Annotated in this window: 17 protein-coding genes; 6 read left to right on the forward strand and 11 right to left on the reverse strand. The window is 63.4% G+C overall.

The genetic code is table 11. The features are described from left to right. Positions 1-67: 67 nt before the first annotated feature. The 6 genes from MIC97_RS23415 to MIC97_RS23440 all read right to left on the reverse strand — a co-directional run bounded on the left by MIC97_RS23415 (position 68) and on the right by MIC97_RS23440 (position 5269). Positions 68-1054 (reverse strand): FecR domain-containing protein, encoded by a 987-nt coding sequence (locus MIC97_RS23415; RefSeq protein WP_239802305.1) that lies wholly within the window; start codon positions 1052-1054, stop codon positions 68-70. An 11-nt stretch (positions 1055-1065) separates the two neighbouring features. Then, a complete protein-coding gene (locus MIC97_RS23420) occupies positions 1066-1566 on the reverse strand; it encodes a sigma-70 family RNA polymerase sigma factor (RefSeq protein WP_239802306.1) in 501 nt (166 codons plus the stop codon). 274 nt (positions 1567-1840) lie between these two features. Then, positions 1841-2848 carry an arginase family protein gene (locus MIC97_RS23425; protein WP_239802307.1) on the reverse strand — a complete coding sequence of 336 codons (1008 nt, stop codon included), beginning with the start codon at positions 2846-2848 and terminating at the stop codon, positions 1841-1843. A gap of 74 nt (positions 2849-2922) precedes the next feature. Continuing rightward, entirely contained in the window at positions 2923-3654 is a 732-nt protein-coding gene (locus tag MIC97_RS23430; protein WP_275592575.1) for an amino acid ABC transporter ATP-binding protein, read from the reverse strand. 24 nt (positions 3655-3678) lie between these two features. Further along, a complete protein-coding gene (locus MIC97_RS23435) occupies positions 3679-4419 on the reverse strand; it encodes an amino acid ABC transporter permease (RefSeq protein ID WP_239802308.1) in 741 nt (246 codons plus the stop codon). Between the two features lie 28 nt (positions 4420-4447). Continuing rightward, positions 4448-5269, reverse strand: a complete 822-nt coding sequence (locus MIC97_RS23440) for a transporter substrate-binding domain-containing protein (RefSeq protein ID WP_239802309.1) — start codon at positions 5267-5269, stop codon at positions 4448-4450. Positions 5270-5415: 146 nt separating this feature from the next. On the opposite strand from MIC97_RS23440, the gene MIC97_RS23445 reads away from it, so the two are divergent. Beyond that, positions 5416-6036 (forward strand): cupin domain-containing protein, encoded by a 621-nt coding sequence (locus MIC97_RS23445; RefSeq protein ID WP_239802310.1) that lies wholly within the window; start codon positions 5416-5418, stop codon positions 6034-6036. Between the two features lie 71 nt (positions 6037-6107). Here the strand turns inward: MIC97_RS23445 and MIC97_RS23450 are convergent, their stop codons facing one another. Together MIC97_RS23450 and MIC97_RS23455 are read right to left on the reverse strand one after the other, a co-directional pair. Next, positions 6108-6494 (reverse strand): RidA family protein, encoded by a 387-nt coding sequence (locus MIC97_RS23450; RefSeq protein ID WP_239802311.1) that lies wholly within the window; start codon positions 6492-6494, stop codon positions 6108-6110. Positions 6495-6511: 17 nt separating this feature from the next. Next, positions 6512-7825 (reverse strand): FAD-binding oxidoreductase, encoded by a 1314-nt coding sequence (locus MIC97_RS23455; protein WP_239802312.1) that lies wholly within the window; start codon positions 7823-7825, stop codon positions 6512-6514. A 302-nt stretch (positions 7826-8127) separates the two neighbouring features. Between MIC97_RS23455 and MIC97_RS23460 the strand changes: the two genes are divergently transcribed. Together MIC97_RS23460 and MIC97_RS23465 are read left to right on the forward strand one after the other, a co-directional pair. Next, positions 8128-9432 (forward strand): NAD(P)/FAD-dependent oxidoreductase, encoded by a 1305-nt coding sequence (locus MIC97_RS23460; protein ID WP_239802313.1) that lies wholly within the window; start codon positions 8128-8130, stop codon positions 9430-9432. A 118-nt stretch (positions 9433-9550) separates the two neighbouring features. After that, on the forward strand, positions 9551-10588 hold the full coding sequence (locus tag MIC97_RS23465) for an NADP-dependent oxidoreductase (RefSeq protein WP_239802314.1): 1038 nt from the start codon (positions 9551-9553) through the stop codon (positions 10586-10588). Positions 10589-10747: 159 nt separating this feature from the next. Here the strand turns inward: MIC97_RS23465 and MIC97_RS23470 are convergent, their stop codons facing one another. Genes MIC97_RS23470 through MIC97_RS23480 form a run of 3 tightly spaced genes read right to left on the reverse strand, consistent with a single transcriptional unit; the run spans position 10748 to position 14567 of the window. After that, positions 10748-11917 (reverse strand): amidohydrolase, encoded by a 1170-nt coding sequence (locus MIC97_RS23470; RefSeq protein ID WP_239802315.1) that lies wholly within the window; start codon positions 11915-11917, stop codon positions 10748-10750. A 14-nt stretch (positions 11918-11931) separates the two neighbouring features. After that, positions 11932-13503 carry a hydantoinase/oxoprolinase family protein gene (locus tag MIC97_RS23475; RefSeq protein WP_239802316.1) on the reverse strand — a complete coding sequence of 524 codons (1572 nt, stop codon included), beginning with the start codon at positions 13501-13503 and terminating at the stop codon, positions 11932-11934. Then, a complete protein-coding gene (locus tag MIC97_RS23480; RefSeq protein WP_239802317.1) occupies positions 13500-14567 on the reverse strand; it encodes a DUF917 domain-containing protein in 1068 nt (355 codons plus the stop codon). Before MIC97_RS23480 ends, MIC97_RS23475 begins: the two co-directional genes overlap by 4 nt. A 134-nt stretch (positions 14568-14701) precedes the next feature. Between MIC97_RS23480 and MIC97_RS23485 the strand changes: the two genes are divergently transcribed. From MIC97_RS23485 to MIC97_RS23495, 3 genes are all read left to right on the forward strand, one after another. After that, entirely contained in the window at positions 14702-15646 is a 945-nt protein-coding gene (locus MIC97_RS23485; RefSeq protein ID WP_239802318.1) for an AroM family protein, read from the forward strand. A 134-nt stretch (positions 15647-15780) separates the two neighbouring features. Beyond that, the gene (locus MIC97_RS23490; protein WP_239802319.1) at positions 15781-17433 is read left to right on the forward strand and encodes an OPT/YSL family transporter; all 1653 of its coding nucleotides are present in this window, start codon (positions 15781-15783) and stop codon (positions 17431-17433) included. 14 nt (positions 17434-17447) lie between these two features. After that, complete coding sequence (locus MIC97_RS23495) at positions 17448-18164, forward strand: aspartate/glutamate racemase family protein (protein WP_239802320.1); 717 nt, start codon at positions 17448-17450, stop codon at positions 18162-18164. Positions 18165-18173 lie beyond the last annotated feature (9 nt).

An 18173-nucleotide genomic window follows, 5' to 3' on the forward strand; every position in this document is an offset into this window, starting at 1 on the left:
GCTTCACCGGACGAGAGCGAAAAAGTGATCATGCCACAGCGAATTTTTTTCGGGCTGGTGCCCCGTCTCATCCGCGCGGCTGAACGCTGACCCAATAGGATGTGCGCCGCACGATGCGCACCGGAAGAGTCCGCTCCAGAAGATCCAGGGCGCTGTCGGTATCGGAAAGCGAGATCGAGCCCGAGACCCGCTGCCCGGCAATGGCAGGGTCGCAGTTCAGGAAGCCGCGCCGGTAGCGCGCGAGCTCGGCCACGACATCACCCAGCCGCATGTCCTGCGCCAGCAGCATTCCCTGCTGCCAGAGCCCCGAATTCTCGTCGATCGGCATCGGCTGCATCACCTCCGTCGCGGTGAAGTGGACCTGCTGCCCTTCCTCCAGGATGCGGGAGGCGCCGTGCTGCGGGGTGATCTCGACCGCATGGCGGAACACCGACACCAGCGACGACCCGTCCTCCAGCAGGCGCAGGCCGAAACGCGTGCCCAGTGCCCGTACTGTTCCGTAAGGCGTTTCGACAAGGAACGGCCTTTTCAATCCCGGCAGGTCGGGCTGCGTGGCGATCAGGATTTCACCGGCCACAAGTTGCAGCCGGCGCTGCGCCGAAGTGAAGGAAATATTGACCGCGCTTGCGGTGTTCAGCGCGAGTTCCGACTGGTCCGGCAGGGCAATGGTCCTGCGTTCGCCGACGGCGGTGCGTTCATCCGACAACCATTCCCGCCATGGCTGATGGCGGGCAAGTGACAAGCCGACGGGGAGAAGCATGGCCCCGCCCGCCAGCAGGCGCAGGGTCCGGCGACGCGCCGAGGCATGGTTCAAGCGCTCAAGCACCTCGCGCGTCAGCGGTGTCGGCACCTGCCCGAAGGTGGCGAAAACCTGCCGGGCGCGCTCCCATGCCTGTTCGTGGGCTGCGCTGAGGCCATGCCATTTCCGGAATTGCGCCTCCCGCCGGGGATCGGGCGCCTCGTACTGAAAGGCGATGGCCCAGTCCGCCGCCTCCTCAAGCAGCTTCTGGTCCGGGAGACCGGCAGGATTGTCGTCGAGGGTCCGATGCGGCATTGCCCCGGCCTCTACAGCGTGGACATGCAGGCCAGAAGCGCCTTGCGGATATGCCGGCGCACCGTGATCACCGGCATGCCGGCCTGTTCCGAGATCTGCTTCAGAGTGAGCCCCTCCAGCTGGGCGAGCAGGAACACCTGCCGGGTGCGGGCGGGAAGGCTTGCCAGCATGGCGTCCACCCGCACCAGAGCCTCCACCATCACCAGCCGTTCCTCAGGCGAAGGCATGAAGCTTTCGGGAAAATCCCGAAGCGCCTCCATAGCCACGCGCTGGACATCCTGCCGGCGCCAGTGGTCGATGACGAGGCCTTTGGCGATATGCGCCAGAAGCGCCCTCGGCTCCTGCCCGAGGTTATCGGGCAGATGCCGCGATGCCAGAATTCTCACGAACGTATCATGAGCGAGATCGGCGGCATCGCTGGCATTTCCGATCTTGCCGCGCAGCCAGCCAAACAGCCAGCCATGGTGCTCGGCATAGAGCACATGGGTCTGCTGTCTGGAGCTTCCAGCCATTGTGTCGTTCCCGATCCTGTGAATGCCGGACTGTGTCCGGAACATAAACATTACTTTTTCTATCAGGAATAGGCAATATCGGGTCGTTCGCCTCGCTTTCGACAGGCAGGCCTGTTCGGCTGCGGCAAAGGTGTGCAGGGCTGCGCAGATAAGACGATGAAGAGACGCACCACCGGGCGGATAGCGCGCGACAGCCAGCGCATCTGGCCAGCAGGCTTATAGCGTCGTGGTCAGGGGGCGAGCGGACGGCACCGCTCGCCCCCCTGCTTCGGTTTTATGCTCCTGGATTGTTGAGCCTGTAGTCCGCCATCAGGGACAACAGCTCGAACATGACGACCATGGCGTTCATGGCAGTGATGTTGTTGGGATTGTCCTTGGTCGGCATGATGCAGACAACATCAGCGCCCACGACATTGAGCCCACGCAACCCCTGCAGCATGCGCATGGCATCGCCGATGCGGATGCCGGGATAGCCCGGTTCCAGATTGGAAACGCCGGGGGCATCGGCCGGATCCAGCGAATCCAGATCGAAGGTGACATAGACGGGACTGTCGCCAACACGCGCGCGCACCGCATCGATCACACCGCCGACGCCGATCTCCTCAATCTCGTCCATGCCGATGATGCGATAGCCCAGTTCCTCGCTTGTGTTCTTCGAGCCCGGCGTCCCGACATTGGGACGAATGCCGATCTGGGTCGAGCGATGCGCATCGACATGTCCTTCGGCAACCGTATAGCTCGCCCAGTGGGCAGCCGAGCGCTTGCTGCCGAGCCAGTGCGGTATATGCTGATAGCTGTCGGTGTGCGCGTCGAAGTGGACGAGCGCCACCTTCTCCCCTCCCGTCAGCCGCGAGTGGGCGCCGCCAACCGCCTTCAGCAGCGGCCCCGTGATGCCGTGATCGCCGCCCATCGAAACCAGCCGCGTGCCGGCGTCGTTGAAGCGCCGGGCATAGGCTTCGATATGCTGTATGCTGACATCGTTCACCATCGCCTCCGGCAGGGGAACGTCGCCGGCATCATTGATGCGGCAGATATCCCATGGCGTGATGCCGAAGCGGCCATGGCTGCGGCGATACTGGGCTGACACATGGCGCACGGCGCGCGGTCCCAGATGCTGATCGCGTTCGGTGGAGCCGTTGCCGGAGCTGTGCGGCACGCCGAGCAGAGCGATGTCACTGTCCGCGGGGGCTTCCTTCCATTCGCAGCGGAAGAAGGTCGGTATGCCCCACCAGTACCAGCGCCCCATCTCTTCGCGCGCGGCTTCAAAATCGATATCTGTCATTTCCGGTGATCCAGTTTCAGAGTGAGCAAAGCCGTGGCGCCTGACGCGCGGGAGCCTGCGGCGGGTGAAAACGGTCAGTGTTGAAGTTGCGACAGGAAGGCCCGCGCGCGCGGCGAGGCCGCAGACGTGAAGAACTGTTCCGGCGGCGCCACTTCCACGATCTGCCCCTGATCCATGAACACGATGCTGTCGGCGACCTTGCGCGCGAATGCCATCTCATGGGTAACGCAGACCATGGTGATGCCGTCGCGGGCCAGTTCCACCATCACGTCCAGAACTTCTCCCACCATCTCGGGATCGAGGGCTGAGGTCGGCTCGTCGAAGAGCATGGCCTTCGGCTCCATGCACAGGGCGCGCGCGATCGCGACACGCTGCTGCTGGCCGCCGGAAAGCTGCGAGGGATATTTGTTCGCCTGCTCGGCGATGTGGACGCGCGACAGGAACTGCCTTGCCAGCGCCTCCGCCCGCTCATGGGACAGCTTGCGCACCTTCATCGGGGCCAGAACACAGTTTTCAAGCACGGTGAGATGCGGAAACAGGTTGAAGCTCTGGAACACCATTCCGACTTCCTGCCGCAGCAATTCAGTGCTGCGGCGCCCCCGGGGCTCGACGCCGTTGATGGCGATGGTGCCGCTGTCATGGGGCGACAGATAGTTCATGCACCTGATGAGGGTCGACTTGCCGGAGCCGGACGGACCGCAGATGACGACTTTCGAGCCTGCCTCGATCGTCAGGTTGATATTCCTGAGAACCACAAAATTGTTGTAGCTCTTTGTGACGTTCTCGATACGGATCATTTCGGACATGGGCTGAGCCTTCGATCTTGAGGGTCAGGAGCGTCGCGTGAAGGCCAGCGCCTTCTGAACGAAACCGGGAGTATCCGCAGCTGCCATCGCCGTGGTCCATGCGAGACGGCGCTCGAACCGGGACTGCAGCAGAACCAGCGCGTAGACCATCACCAGATAATAGACGAGCGCCGCTGCATAGTACTCGGTGAACTGGAACGTGGTCGCCACGGCGCGCGAGGTAACGCTCATCAGCTCAGACAGGGAGATGACCGACGCCAGCGAGGTGATCTTCAGAAGCGTGATGAATTCGTTGGAAGTCGGCGGCAGCGCCACGCGAACCGCCTGTGGCAGAAGCACATAGCGAAGGATCTGAAAGCGCGTCATGCCAAGAGCGGTGCCGGCGGCGCGCTGGCCGGGATCGATGGCGCCAAGTGCGGCGCGGTTGATCTCGGTCTGGAACGCCGCTTCGTTGAAGCTCAGCGCAATCCACGCCGCAAGGAACGGTGAAAACCACGGCTCCCTGAAAACCGGGAAGAACTGGGGAAGCGCGTTCCACACGAACAGCAATTGCAGAAGGGTCGGCGCACCGCGCAATATTCCCAGAATGCCCTTGACCACCCAGCGCAGCGGGCTGGGTGGCCCGCTTATGTAAAGCGCGGCCGGGATCGATATGGCGATCCCGACAGCGTGTGAAAGCAGCGCCAGTGCGACCGTGACCAGCGCGCCCTTCAGAAAAGCTGGAGAAAGCAGGGCATCCAGAAAAACTGCTGTATCGAAGGCCATCCGCCTCCCCTCCCCTTAAGTGCGGCGCTCAGTCGGTCTTGCCGGGAATGAGGTTCTCGGCAGGGAAGCCCCACTTGCCCGCGATTTCGGCCAGCGTTCCGTTTTCGTGAAGCGCCGCGACGGCAGCCTGCGTGGCGGCTTCGTCATCGCCGGTACGGCGAACGAAGACCGCGAACTGGCTCGTATCGGCGAATGTATGAATGGTCTTGAACTGACCGGGGTTTTGCAGATTGCGATAGGCCAGCTCGGTATCCTGTGACACCGCGGCATCCGCGCGGCCAACCAGAACCTGCTGGATGACGTCGGTCTGCTTGGGATAGGTCTGGATGCTGATCGGCGCGGCCCCATCCTTCGCCAGCTCTTCATTCACCTTCTCAAGGCGCGCCAGATAGCTGGTGCCGGCCTGGACGGCGACGGTCTTGCCGGAAAGATCCTTCGGATTGTCGATGGCAAGGTCCGAACGCGACGAGGTGAATACAACCACAGCCGTCGAGAGATAGGGCACGCCCGGATAGGAAGCGACACGCTCCGGCGTCAGCGGAATTCCGCTTATAACCGCATCACAGCGGCCGGCATCCAGACCGGGCAGCAGCCCGGTGAATTCGGAGACGACAATGCGCGAGGCTGCGCCCCAGTGCCCGGCGAGGGATTTCGCAAGATCGATGTCGAAGCCAATCGGCTCGGCATTGCCCGCACCCTCGAAAAACTCCATCGGAGGAAATGTCGCATCCGTGCAGACAGTGAAAGCTTTGTCGGCGATAAAGGACGGCGCGGCCTCTTGCGCGGCAACCGGCATTGCCGCCATGAAGACTGCGGATGTGATGACTGCGACCCTGAACGACGATGACATGATCTGCTCCCCCTTTTTTCTGAAACCCAAGGCTCCCTTTGCCTTCCCGCTATCATATGCTGTAAAGATAGCTTATAGTCAACAAAATTCGCTATTAGCGAACTTTTGAATAACCATTTGAAAAGTCGACGTTTTTGGGAATGCACATGAAAAAAGGTACGATGGCCGCAACGGCAACGCGCAAAGGCACGACAGGAACGGAAAAGGCATCCGGGCACAAATCCGCCCCGAAATTCGGCCGTCTCATCAAGGAAAGACGACGCCAGCTGAACGTCACCTTGGAAAGCCTGGCGGAGACGGTTGAGCTCACCAAGAGCTTTCTCAGCGAAATCGAGAACGACAAGACCTCTCCCTCAGTCGCTTCGCTGGTACGGCTTTGCGATGCGCTCGGTCTTTCGGTGGGCGATCTGTTCAATTCCACCGCCTCGACGGTTGTGAGGGCCGATGAACGGCCACGGGTCAGCTTCGGCGGAACCGGCGTGCGCGACTATCTCCTCACGGCCAGCAACAGCAGCCGCCTTCAGGCGCTGTGGAGCGAGATCGAGCCGCTCGGCACCTATGGCGACGAACCCTATTCGCTGCGCGCGGACGAGGAATTCATCCATGTGCTGTCGGGAAGCCTGACCGTTATCATCGAAGATCAGGATTTCCAGCTGGCGCCGGGAGATTCCATCACCTTCGACCCGCGCCTGCCGCACACTTTCTTCAATCCATCCGAAACCGAACGCACGAATGTAATATTCGTCATCACGCCGCGCCCGTCCTGACCGGCACAGAGCCGGTCAGCACGTGTGCCGGCGCAGGAGGGGTTTGCCCCGTGCGCCGGGAGCGCTCCGGTTCAGGGGCGAACTGCTATCACATCAATCTCCACCAGAAGGCCGGGGGCCACAAAGCCCGATACGAGCACCACGGTGGAAGCAGGCGGCGGCTCCGGCAACAGCCTGTCGCGCACCTGCTTGTAAGCTGCGACATGATCGAGGCTCGTCAGGAAGCCGTTGACCTTCACCACATTGGCCAGTGTCAGGCCTTCCGCGCCAAGCAGAGTTTCGATGTGGCGCCATGTCAGCTCGATCTGCTCGACGACATCGGCAGGAATGCTTCCATCTTCTCTTATGCCGATCTGGCCGGACAGAAACACATAGTCACCTCCCGCAGGCACGACGGCGATCTGCGAATAGCGGCTGGGCGGCTGCACGGCGCCGGGGGGATTGGAAAAGCGGATCATGGAAAACCTCTCCTGGGTTAAGCGGCCGGGGATCGTGCGGGCCGTTCCAGCCAGTCACGAAAACGGTAGTACTCGCCCACCACCGGTATGAACCATGGATTGCCGCTGTAGCCCGGCACGGTAGGGATGGGGTTGAGCGCAAAGGCACTCCTGTCGCCCGAACCCAGCATGTCGCGGGCGATGCAGTTGCCGAAATGGCTCATCAGCGCCACGCCCTGCCCACAGCACCCCAGCGCATAATGCACGCCGTCATGGGAACCCAGATGCGGCAGGGAATCGAAGGTGAAGGCCACATTGCCGGTCCAGCTGTGCGTCAGCCGCGCCTCGCTCAACGCCGGGAATACATCCGTCATCGAGGCATGCAGCCGCCGCGCGCTTTCCGTCTCGCTGATCCTGCGAAAGCTGGTGCGCCCGCCAAAGATCATCCGCTTTCCGTCGGGCGACAGCCGGTAATAATAAAGATTGCGCTTGGTGTCCTGGATCATGCGCCGGCCGGGTATGAGATCCGCGAGGAAGCCGGGATCGAGCTCCTCGGTGGCGACGATGTAGCTGCCGATGGGAATGACGCGCCGACGAAACCATTGCAGTTCCGCGCCCGTATAGGCATTGGTGGCAACGATCACCCTTTCGGCCGTCACCAGCCCTTTTTCAGTCTTCAGCACATAGCCCGATCCCTGTCGCTCCAGCGCCTGCACACGGCAGCGCGTGGCGAAACAAACGCCAGCCCTGCGGCACGCAGCCACCAGCCCCGCATGGTAGCGCGCCGGATGAAGACCGCCGGCCAGAGTGGTGATGCGGCCCCCGTGATAGATGTCGGAGCCGAGCTCCATATGCTGGCGATGCTTCGGCACCATGCGGGTTTCGACGCCAAGCTTGTCGAGCTGCCCGGCTTCGCGGGCAAGAGCGTCATAGTGACTGGGCGCATAAGCAGCGAAATACATGCCGCTGCGCTGATAGTCGCAGTCGATGGCATGGCGGGCAATGAGCTCTTCCAGAAACAGGACCGAATTCTGTGCCTCGAAGAAAATGGCGTCGGCGCGCTCCTTTCCGAAGGTTTTCTCCAGATCCGGGTGCGACACCTTCAGGGTGCCGGACACCATGCCGCCGTTGCGGGTGCTGCCGCCCTCGCCCAGATCGCCGGCCTCGACGACCAGAACCGAGGTGCCAGCCCCGGCCAGCGCCAGCGCCGCATTCAGACCTGTGTAGCCGGAACCGACGACCACCACATCGAAAGATTGCGCGGGGGGAAAATCATCTCCACCACGGTCGCGCGCGCTCCACCAGTAAGGCTCGCGCACAAGCGAAGCCGCATCATCCGGACAATAGCGCAAACATGCCTCCCGCTCACCATTTTGCGAATTAAGTTCGCTTATATCGAACTTTTATGATTTGGCAACGGAATTTCAAAAGGGCGCAACAGCGTCATCCGGGCTCCGGACCGCAAGCAGGCTTCAAAGGAATGCTAGCTGATGGAACTGAAGGCACTGGCGAGGGCAGAGCCATGTCCTATATCAGATGTCGGCACCGAAACCTGATCATGCGGACCACCGTCCTGCACTGGCGGGCACAACGGTGATGCCGGGGTGATACGGGTGTGATGCGGGCCGGCGCCCCGATCAGAAAGGTGTTTTCCATGACGGAATCGGAGACTTCTGACAGCCCTCACCATGTCGTTGTGGTGGGAGCGGGCTTTGGCGGACTGGAGGTCGTTCACCGTCTGAGTGGTGCGCCGGTGCGCATCACCATGATCGACCGCCGCAACCATCATCTGTTCCAGCCCCTGCTCTATCAGGTAGCCACCGCCTCGCTGGCGACATCCGAAATCGCCTGGCCGATCCGCCACCTCCTGCGCCGGCGACCGGAGATCACGACGCTGCTTGCTACTGTCGAGAGCGTCGATACCGCTGCCAGACATGTGAAGCTCGATGGCGGCTCGACGATCTCCTACGATACGCTCGTGCTCGCCACTGGTGCCCGCCACGCCTATTTCGGACATGACGACTGGGAACGCTTCGCGCCGGGCCTCAAGACCCTCGAAGATGCGACCACCATCCGCCGGCGCATCCTACTCGCCTTCGAAAAGGCGGAACGTGAGACCGATCCCGCGCTTCGGCGGGCGCTGCTTACATTCGTCATCATCGGGGCGGGACCGACCGGCGTCGAGCTGGCCGGAACCATCGCCGAACTGGCGCACACCACGCTGGTCGGCGACTTCCGCAATATCGATACGCGCGACACACGCGTCGTGCTGGTGGAAGGCGGGCCGCGCGTGCTGCCGTCCTTCCTTGAGGAGCTTTCCGACTACGCACGGCGATCGCTGGAAAAGCTCGGTGTTGAAGTGGAACTCGGCAACCCCGTTACCGAATGCTCGGCCGAAGGTGTCACCTATGGAGGAAAACAGCTGCCGGCTGCCACAATCATCTGGGCCGCGGGCGTTCAGGCATCACCGGCCGGAAAATGGCTCGCCGCCCGCACCGACCGCGCCGGACGCGTCAGCGTCCGGGCCGACCTGACCATAGAGGGCCACGATGAGATCTTCGTCATCGGCGATACGGCCGCAGTCACAGCCCCCGATGGCTCGCCCGTTCCGGGAATTGCGCCCGCCGCCAAGCAGCAGGGCAAATATGTCGCCGATGTCATCCGCGCCAGACTTGCGCAAAAGGCTCCGGCCGGCCCGTTCCGCTACCGGCATCAGGGCAGTCTGGCCACGATCGGCAAGCGTCTGGCGGTGATCGACTTCGGCCGGATCAGGTTGCGCGGCGCGCTCGCCTGGTGGATCTGGGGACTTGCTCACATCTATTTCCTGATCGGCGTGCGCAACAGGATGAGCGTGGCGCTGAGCTGGCTGTGGATTCATACACGCGACCAGAGAAGCTCGCGCCTCATCACTCAGGGAAGCGCCACGCCCCCGCGCCCAGGCCAACCGGAACGGCTCTGAACCTTCGCCATTCATCCGGAAAACCGATCCCACCTCTGGTATCCCGGCACCTTGAGACTTACCTGTGAAGCCTTACGTGGCATGAGCCCGGCGAGACAGGATGGAGACTGGGATTACAATGGCGACAGCTGATGAAAACAAACGCATTCTTCTTCTTTCGCGGCCGGTTGGCAGCCCTTCAGCGGATAATTTCCGCATAGAAAACGCGCCCGTTCCCGAGCCATCGGAAGGAGAGGTGCTGCTGAAAATCCTCTATCTTTCGCTCGATCCCTACATGCGCGGGCGCATGAGCGCGGCGAAGTCTTACGCGAAGCCGGTCGGGATCGGCGACGTCATGGAAGGCGGAACGGTGGCGAAGGTCGTGCGCTCGCGTCATCCCGGCTTCACAGAAGGCGACATCGTCCTTTCGCATTCAGGCTGGCAAAGCTTTGCCCTTTCCGATGGCAGAGGATTGCGCAAGCTTGATGCCACCCGCGCGCCGGTCAGCACTGCGCTCGGCGTGCTGGGCATGCCGGGCTTCACGGCCTATGCCGGTCTTCTGACGATCGGGAAGCCGAAAGCCGGCGAAACGGTCGTCGTGGCGGCGGCCAGCGGCGCCGTCGGCTCCGTTGTGGGGCAGATAGCCCGGATCAGGGGTGCCCGGGCCGTCGGCATAGCCGGCGGTGCCGCCAAATGCGCCTTCGTCAGGAATGAACTCGGCTTTGACGCCGTTGTCGATCACCATGCCCCGGACTTCCCGGCACAGCTGGCGGCTGCCTGTTCGGACGGGATCGACGTTTATTTCGAGAATGTCGGCGGCAAGGTGTGGGACGCGGTATTTCCGTTGCTCAATGATTTCGCCCGCGTCCCCGTCTGCGGTCTGATCGCCCAGTATAATGACCAGCCCGGTTCCCGCTCCGGCCCGGACAGATTGCCGGCCACCATGCGCGACGTGCTCAGCAAGAGCCTGCTCATACGAGGCTTCATCCAGCGCGAATTCGCAGACCAGTTCCCGGACTTCCACCGGGAAGCCAGCGAATGGATCGCATCCGGCAAGCTTCGCTACAAGGAAGATTTCGTGGACGGGCTGGAGAACGCGCCCGAGGCATTCATCGGCCTGCTGGAAGGCCGCAATTTCGGCAAGCTCATCGTGCGCGTCGCACCAGCGGAAGGGTAGTCCAGCGGCAACCGCCGGACCCGGCGCGCCATTTCCGTTTTGCCGCGCCGGCAGCGGGATGGGTGCTGCGTTTCCCATGGTGATCAGGCACAGGTGGTCTGCCCAAGTCCGGGGTTGCGACAGTGCCTCGGCTGAGGCGAAACGCAACAGATCCGGATTTTACCCCGCCGGCCGGAGCCGCTGGCTGACAAGCTGGACGAAGATTGCAGCGCCGAGCGGCAGGACTGCGGGATCGAGGCGAAATTTCGGACTGTGCAGCGTCTCCGGGCCGGAGTGGTGCAGATAGAGGAATGCACCCGGAACATCGGCAAGCATGTCCGCGAAATCCTCGCTGCCCATCGACATGGGACCATTGCGGTCGACAACCTTGTTGCCAAGCACCTCTGCGGCGGCGTCCGCAAAGGCTTCGGCAAATGCGGGTGTGTTTTCCAGCGGACGAAAAGTGTCGCGCAGTTCCAGGGAAAATTCCACCTGATGGCTCTCCGCAATGCCCCTGCAAATCTGGTCCATCCGGCTGCGCACCCGCTCCAGCACGTCGCGGCTGAAGTAGCGGACCGTCCCTGCGACGTGCGCTTTATCGGGGATCACATTGTAGGTGTTGCCGGCTTCAAGCCGCGTGCAGGAAAGCACGCACGGTTCCAGCGGATCGACGGCGCGCGACACCACGGTCTGCAGCCGCCCGACGAGATCGGCAGCGGCGATCAGCACATCCGTCGTCGAATGCGGGCGGGCCGCATGGCCGCCGCGACCTGTCAGATGAATGTCGAAGAAGGCCGCACCGGCCATCATCGGTCCCGGCCTGATTGAGGCCCTGCCGGTCACCGACTGCGGCAGGTTGTGCAAACCGTAGATCTCGTCACAGGGAAATCGCCTGAACAGGCCTTCCTCCAGCATCCGTCGCGCGCCGCCAAGCCCCTCTTCAGCGGGCTGGAAGATCAGCACGACCTCGCCGGCGAATTGGCGGTTGGCTGCAAGATGCCTCGCGGCCCCCAGCAACATCGTGGTGTGGCCGTCATGGCCGCAGGCATGCATGACACCCGCATTCGTAGAGGCACAGTCAAGGCCGCTGTGCTCGGCGATCGGCAGGGCGTCCATGTCGGCTCTGAGGCCGATGCGGCGTTCGCCGGGCACCCCGCCGCGCAGGATGCCGACGACGCCGGTTCCGGCAAGGCCGGTATGCACCTCGTCCACGCCCCACGCCCGCAGCTTTTCAGCTACGAGCGCACAGGTGCGCAGTTCGGAAAAGCCGAGCTCCGGATGGGCGTGAAGGTCTTCCCACAGCGCCCGCAGTTCCGCGACGAAATCCGCCGAAAAGGGCAGGAATGTCATGTCAGCCCTCTCTTTCAGGCAGCGGCCGCAGATGACCGCCGCAGGCTGTCGCCCACGACCCGCACCCGGACCCGAAGCGCATTTCCCGGCATGTATGACAGGGGAATGTCCTCGATCTCGAGCACGTCGATGGTATCCGGGTCCGCACCGGCCTCGACGGCGCGGCGCACGGCTTCCGCCTGCGCCTCGGCCAGCGCCTGCTCGCGCGGCTGCTCGACAAAGATCTGGTCGACCTCGCCGCCGATCTGCGCGATCGCGGCACCAACGGCATTGGCGACATCGGCATGTTCGACGCGGATGACCTCGGATATGCCGGGAATATCGGCGGGCACGAGGAAGCTGCCGCCCCCGACCGCGACAAGCGGCTGTGCGGCGGCCTCCGTCTTCATGCGATCGACACCATCGGCGATGATTGCGGACATGTTGCGCGCGGCCCGGTCCACGACGTCGGGTGACAGGTCAGCGAGGCGGTCCGCATCGCCGAGCCCGATCCGGCCGGAAGCGACGGCGATGTCGGTCGCCGTCAGCGTCTGCCCGCCAAACACCCGGCCTTCGCCGAGAAGGCGGTAGCCGACGCTCTGCGGGCCAATGCGGGCCCCTTCGTCCGCGATGATCGTGCCGCCGCCGAGGCCGATCGCCAGAAGATCGGGCATGCGGAAAAGCGTGCGCACGCCGCCCACCTCCACCGCCGCGTTGGCCTCGCGCGGAAAGCCGCCGCGCAGGCACCCGATGTCGCTGGTGGTGCCGCCGACATCGACGACGATGGCGTCCCTGAGGCCGGAAAGGAAGGCTGCGCCGCGCATGCTGTTTGTCGGCCCGGAAGCGAAGCAATAGACGGGGAAGCGGCTTGCCGCCTCCTCGCGGAGGATCGTGCCGTCGTTCTGGCTGAGATAGAGCGGCGCGGTCAGCCCGCTTTCTGCAATCGCCCGGCGGAATGCATCGGTCGTCTTGCGCGCCAGACCACGCAGGCTGGCATTCAGGAGCGCGACGTTCTCCCGCTCCAGAAGTCCGATCCTGCCAAGTTCATGGGAGAGGGTGATGTCGAGATCCGGCGCTTCTCTGGAGAGAATGTCGCGCGCCTCCTCCTCGTCGCCGGCATCAAGCGGAGAGAACACCGACGTGATGGCGACGGCACGCAGACCGGCGGCATCGATCTCGCGGGCGATATCGGCAAGGCGTTCCCGGTCGAGGACGGCGATACGACGGCCATCGAATTCATGTCCGCCGGCCACCATGTGGATCTGCGAGCGCACAACGTCGCGGATGTCGTCCGGCCAGTCGATGAAGGGCGGTGTGCCGGCATTGGCGGGCAGACCGATACGTACGGCCGCCACCTTGTCGAGATGACGCCGCTCTATGACCGCATTGGTGAAATGGGTCGTGCTGATGATGACGGCTTCGACCGTGTCGCGCTGCGGTCTGCCCAGTGCCGCCTCCGCCTTTTCCAGAACGGTGGAGAGCGCTTTCTCGACACCGCCGAACACGTCGGCCGTGGTTGGCGTCTTCAGTGCGGCAACGACCCTGTCGTTGTGGAAGAAGACGGCATCGGTGTTGGTGCCGCCCACATCAAGGCCAATCCGGCTCATTGCACGTCTCCTTGCAGGGGAAATACGGTTTTGAAATCGAGGTCATGGCCGAAGGCGCGCGGGCCGACATGCTGAAGCCCCTTCGGCGTGCGGTGAATGGCGGGTGCCGGAAGCGCCAGCACGCTGACGCGCTGGCCGTAGCGCAGGCTTTCGGTGCCGACGGCCTCGCCATTTTCCGTCTCAAGAATGCAGATGAGGTCGGGCGTGGTGACGAGCACCTCGCCGTCGCGCCAGGCAACGGTGAACTCGTTCTGGAAGGCGACTTCGAGAGTGCTGTCGCGATCCTCGCCCATGCCCTGTATCCGCACCGTGCCGCGCAGATAGCCGCCCTCCGTGCGCCGCTGCACGTCCACGACCTTGCCGGCAAACAGCGCATTTGCGCCGGTTTCCTCAATGATTGCGTCAATCACGTCGCCGTGGACAGCACGCGCCCGGAAAACCTCGCGTCCGAGGCCGATGGCCTTGCTGATGGTGCCGTGGATCGCATGGGCCTTGATCTCCGCTCCGGTCCGCGGCGCCTGACAGGTGGTGGCGATGGAGCCGAATTCGACGCAGATCTTTCGCCGGATCTGCTCCATCCATGTCCAGCTTTCGGCACGGCCGATGAGCGTTTCATTGTCGCGCACGTCGGCCACCACCTGCGGAAAATTGACAAGGTCGGCGATGGCGAAACTCGTCATCTGCAACATGGGATAGGCGCGGCCCATGGCATCGGCGTCGACGACCGGAAGACCAGTGGCTGCGGCGATCAGCAGGGGCTGAAACGAGTTCGCGCCGCCCACCTCGATGGCCATGACGGCGGAAAAGCGCCTGCCGAGATAGGCCTCCATCAGCCGCAGCGGCTTCATGGCGAAGTCCGGATCGGTCATTCGCTCGACGAAGACGAGCGGCGCTCCCATCGTCGAGACGACGGCCACGAGATCATCGTCGCCCAGATCCTGCGGATCGATGAGATCGACCGAACCGCCCTTTTCACAGAAGGCGCGCATCGTCAGCTGCGGCACGTAGGGCGAACCGCCGCCACCGGTTCCCAGTATCCAGGCCCCCGTTGCAAGGTATCGCATATCGTCTATCTTCAACGTCTGTCGCATGAACACTCCACCACTCTTCCCAAGGCTGCTTGAGTCTAGGCGGGACGCGCCGGAGAGGGATATACGTGCGGCTGCGTATCTGGCCACCACAACGGAATCGGGGAACGATGGGAGCGCGTGTTGCCTTGATCTATGCCGGGCAGGCCCCGCGGCCGGACATCCGTTTCGAGCCGATCGACGGCTGCGTCATGGAGGAATTCGGCGCGCTTGACGGGCTGACGGCAAGCGAGATCGCCGCCGCCCGCCCTGTTGGCGGCGAGCTTGCGCTGCTGACCCGCATCGCCGGCGGCCAGAGCGTTGCGGTACGGGCGGACTATGTCGCTAAAAGGCTGGAAGTGCTGCTGGCACGGCTCGACCTTGAAGGATTTTCAGCGCTCGTCCTGCTGTCCACCGGCATCTTCCGCTCCTTCTCAACCCGCACGCCGCTGATCCATGGCCAGAAAGCGGTCGATGCCTGGATCGGCGCGCTGGTGCTCGGCGATTGCCGGATCGGCCTCATCCACCCGCTGCCGCAGCAGGACAGCCATTTCGCGGATGTCCGCTTCGGCACCATGGTGCATTCCGCCAGATCTATCGCCAGAGGGCGGCTCAGCCAGAATATCGCCGAGGCCAGCCAGTCGATGGCGGATGCCGATCTCATCGTCATGCATTCCGTCGGCTACACCGAGGAAATGGCGAAGGAAGCTGCTCGCGTCAGCGGCCGGCCCGTGGTCACGGCCACGCGCATCATCATCGGCGCGCTCCGGGCGAGCCTTGCGGAGGCCAGCGCGGAGGATGCACCCTTTCTGCCCAAGACCGACCTCGATGGTGCAAGCCTTGTCGCGGTCCTCAACGCCGTGGACCATGCCTTGACGCCGCGCGAATGCGATGTGATGGCGCTGGTTCTGGAGGGCGATTCCAACAAGATCATAGCCCGGCGCCTCAACATCTCGCATCGCACGGTTGATATCCACCGGGCGCGCGGCATGAGCAAGCTCGGTGCGAAATCGGTGGCGGACCTCATGCGCAGGGCCATCATGCTCTCGGCCCACGGCCTGCCGCCAAATGACTGACTAACCTGCGAAAGCGGATAGGTAGTCGCACGTATTTTGCCGAAAGGCGCATCTCCTTAGCGTTGGCCGATCGTGAAAGCCGCCTTGTCAGAACCCCATAAAAACGGGGCGGGGGCCATTGGGAGAAACGCCTCTTGAACATCCTTGCCAAAGAGATTCCGTCCGCCGGCGGGACGGGAACACGGCCTCATCCGCGCGCCTGGGAGCCGGCGACGCTGATCGTCATCCTGCTTGTCTCGGCTGTTGGCGCCATCATCGGGCTGCAGATACTGACGACGCTGGGCATGACCCCCAACACCTCGATCATCGGCGCGCTCGTCGCCATGATCATCGCCCGGATTCCGAACCGGCTCTTCATCTCCTTCCGCTCGACCCATGTGCAGAACCTCGTCCAGAGCGCCATGTCCACGGCCACTTTTGGCGCGGCAAACGGCCTGCTGCTGCCGATCGGCATTCCCTATGTGCTGAACCGGCCCGACCTCATCCTGCCGATGTTTGCGGGGGTGTCGCTCGCCATGATCCTCGACGGCTATCTGCTCTACAGAATGTATGGCAGCGCGCTCTTTCCCGCCAATGCGGCATGGCCGCAGGGCATCGCCGCGGCGGAAGCCATCCGCGCCGGCGACAAGGGCGGTCAGAATGCTGTCGTGCTGGGTGCCGGCGCGGCCATTGGCGCCACCGGCGCCTGGTTCGGCATTCCGATGTCCGCCTTCGGCACGGCCTTCATCGGCAATGTCTGGGCGCTCGGCATGTTCGGGATCGGCCTTCTGATCAGCGGCTATTCCACCTTCCTTTTTGCCGCCCCCGTTTTCCATGGCATCTTTCCCGATGCCAGCCCGATGAAAGCTCTGGCGCCGCATGGCCTCATGGTGGGTGCGGGTCTGGTTGCCCTGCTCCAGATGGGTTTCGTCATGCTGGCGCGCAAGCAGCCGGCCACAGAAGTAACGAAGGCAACCGAGCCCGAAGTCCGGCCCAGCACGACCCGCCGCATCCTCGGCTTCGGTTCCATTGCCTATGTCCTCATTGCCATCCTGCTCGCGGTCACGGGCGGGCTCATGGAGGAGATGAGCCTGACGGGTCTGGTTGGCTTCATTGTGTTCGCCGCCGCCGCCGCCCTTGTGCATGAACTGATCGTCGGCATTTCGGCCATGCATACGGGCTGGTTTCCGGCTTTTGCGGTGGCGCTGATCACCCTTCTCCTCGGCATCCTGCTTGGCCTGCCGTTGACGGGCCTCATCCTGCTGACGGGCTTCAGCGCAGCGACAGGCCCGGCCTTCGCCGATATGGGCTACGATCTCAAGACCGGCACCATCCTGCGCGCGGGCGAAGGCCATGCCTTCGATCTGGACGGGCGCCGCCAGCAATGGTTCGCATCGCTGATCGCCTTTGGCGTCGCCGTCGTGGTTGTTGCCTTCAGCTGGGAGAGCCTGTTTGGCATGGGCCGCATTCCGCCCATCAATTTCGTCTATGCCTCGGCAATCGAGGCCGGCGTCACCGGCGATGCCGCACGCAATCTCTTCCTGTGGGCCATTCCCGGCGCCCTTCTGCAGTTCATCGGGGGATCGAAGCGGCAGATGGGCGTGCTGTTTGCAACGGGCATGCTGCTGGGCAATGTCGCAGCCGGTTTCGCCGTTCTTATTGGGATTGCCGTGAGGCTTGCGCTCACCACCTTCTGGCCGGGGCGTTTCGACAGCCGTATCCCGGTTTTCGCCGGCGGCGTGATTGCCGGCGATGCGCTGTTCTCCTTCACCAATGCCACCATCCGCAGCTTTGGTGCGGACAAATGATCCGGGAGCCAGGCATGAACGACATTCACATCCGCATCCTTTCGCCCGTCGTCAGCACCAACCGCAGCTTCGAGGCGGAGCAAGCCGTTCTCGCCACCTCGGGCGTGCAGTTGAGCAAGGTGCATGTGGCGCACGGCACGCGTTCGATCGAAAGCCTTCACGATTCGGCGCTGTCGGTCCCGGAACTGCTACGGCTGGCGGTGGAGGCGGAACAGGAAGGTGTCGACGCGCTGGTCATCGATTGCATGGCCGATCCGGGGCTCATGGCTTTGCGGGAGCGCGTGGCGATCCCGGTTCTCGGCCCGAGCCAGACGGCCATGCATCTGGCCGCTCTCCTCGGCCACCGGTTTTCCGTCGTGACGCTGGCGCGGCATCTCAGGGTGCTGTTCGGGACCGCCGCCGCCAGCTATGGCACGGCTGCCTCGATGGCCAGCTGTCGCTGGATCGACATGGCTGCCGGTGAACTTGCCGGCAGCCAGGATCGCGTCCGCGCCGCCGTGCTCGCGCAAGCCGTCAAGGCTGTCGAAGAGGACAAGGCCGATACTATTATCCTCGGCTGCACCGGTTTGCTCGGCCTTGCCGAAGAAGTCGCCAGTGGTCTCAATGATCGCGGATACGATGCGCTCGTCATTGATCCCCTGCCCGCCACCATTCGTCAAGCTCATGCCATCGTCGCTGCGGGGCTCAGCCACTCGCGCGATGCCTATCCTTTGCCGGCAAGATTGCGATGATGCAAAGTG

It is taken from the genome of Aquamicrobium sp. NLF2-7, from assembly GCF_022359935.1.
GTDB lineage: Bacteria > Pseudomonadota > Alphaproteobacteria > Rhizobiales > Rhizobiaceae > Mesorhizobium > Mesorhizobium lusatiense.

Excerpts from the sequence above, each read along its gene's own strand:
- MIC97_RS23415 (WP_239802305.1), bottom strand. The coding sequence starts at position 1,054 with ATGCCGCATCGGACCCTCGACGACAATCCTGCCGGTCTCCCGGACCAG.
- MIC97_RS23420 (WP_239802306.1), bottom strand. The coding sequence starts at position 1,566 with ATGGCTGGAAGCTCCAGACAGCAGACCCATGTGCTCTATGCCGAGCAC.
- MIC97_RS23425 (WP_239802307.1), bottom strand. The coding sequence starts at position 2,848 with ATGACAGATATCGATTTTGAAGCCGCGCGCGAAGAGATGGGGCGCTGG.
- MIC97_RS23430 (WP_275592575.1), bottom strand. The coding sequence starts at position 3,654 with ATGTCCGAAATGATCCGTATCGAGAACGTCACAAAGAGCTACAACAAT.
- MIC97_RS23435 (WP_239802308.1), bottom strand. The coding sequence starts at position 4,419 with ATGGCCTTCGATACAGCAGTTTTTCTGGATGCCCTGCTTTCTCCAGCT.
- MIC97_RS23440 (WP_239802309.1), bottom strand. The coding sequence starts at position 5,269 with ATGTCATCGTCGTTCAGGGTCGCAGTCATCACATCCGCAGTCTTCATG.
- MIC97_RS23445 (WP_239802310.1), top strand. The coding sequence starts at position 5,416 with ATGAAAAAAGGTACGATGGCCGCAACGGCAACGCGCAAAGGCACGACA.
- MIC97_RS23450 (WP_239802311.1), bottom strand. The coding sequence starts at position 6,494 with ATGATCCGCTTTTCCAATCCCCCCGGCGCCGTGCAGCCGCCCAGCCGC.
- MIC97_RS23460 (WP_239802313.1), top strand. The coding sequence starts at position 8,128 with ATGACGGAATCGGAGACTTCTGACAGCCCTCACCATGTCGTTGTGGTG.
- MIC97_RS23465 (WP_239802314.1), top strand. The coding sequence starts at position 9,551 with ATGGCGACAGCTGATGAAAACAAACGCATTCTTCTTCTTTCGCGGCCG.
- MIC97_RS23470 (WP_239802315.1), bottom strand. The coding sequence starts at position 11,917 with ATGACATTCCTGCCCTTTTCGGCGGATTTCGTCGCGGAACTGCGGGCG.
- MIC97_RS23475 (WP_239802316.1), bottom strand. The coding sequence starts at position 13,503 with ATGAGCCGGATTGGCCTTGATGTGGGCGGCACCAACACCGATGCCGTC.
- MIC97_RS23480 (WP_239802317.1), bottom strand. The coding sequence starts at position 14,567 with ATGCGATACCTTGCAACGGGGGCCTGGATACTGGGAACCGGTGGCGGC.
- MIC97_RS23485 (WP_239802318.1), top strand. The coding sequence starts at position 14,702 with ATGGGAGCGCGTGTTGCCTTGATCTATGCCGGGCAGGCCCCGCGGCCG.
- MIC97_RS23495 (WP_239802320.1), top strand. The coding sequence starts at position 17,448 with ATGAACGACATTCACATCCGCATCCTTTCGCCCGTCGTCAGCACCAAC.